Origin of the sequence: Helicobacter mehlei (assembly GCF_007280785.1) — a bacterium.
GTDB classification, from domain to species: domain Bacteria; phylum Campylobacterota; class Campylobacteria; order Campylobacterales; family Helicobacteraceae; genus Helicobacter; species Helicobacter mehlei.
Genome location: NZ_VKGC01000075.1, coordinates 1 through 430, shown reverse-complemented (window position 1 = coordinate 430; position 430 = coordinate 1). Strand labels below are relative to the sequence as shown.

The following is a 430-nucleotide window of genomic DNA, read 5'->3' as shown; positions in this document are numbered from 1 at the left end:
CGCGACACTTCTTATTGGGGCAAGGAGGCTTATACCACAACAGAGGAGTATTGGGACACCGAGCGTTATTGGATATACAAAACTTGGTGGGATAGGGTCACTAAAAGGAAAATTTGGCGCACACGTGATGTCAAACGCACCCGTGAAGTCACCAAATACCGGGATAAGTGGATAAGGCAAGGGCATTGGGTCAATGCAGAAGTGTGGCGGTGGAATGCGCTACAAAACCGAGTTAAGCCCGTGCAGAGCGGGCAAAGCGTGAGCTTTATTGCCAGCGTTAGGCAAAAGGCGATCTTTTCTTCTAGCCAAGTCTTTAGCCTATGCGTGTGGGAGATTTAGCTTTTCTCAAAAAACCTAATGGGAAGGAGGCTTGTGGAAAATGGCAACCTACAAAAACCGCGCTGAGATACGGGCGTATTTTGAGACCCAC

The 430-nt window shown here is 48.6% G+C and carries 1 protein-coding gene; it reads left to right on the top strand.

Features of this window, described 5'->3' with window-relative positions; all coding sequences use genetic code 11:
* A partial coding sequence (locus FNE76_RS08375; protein WP_185963042.1) for a hypothetical protein occupies positions 1-339 on the top strand: 339 nt, incomplete at its 5' end.
* Positions 340-430: the final 91 nt, after the last annotated feature.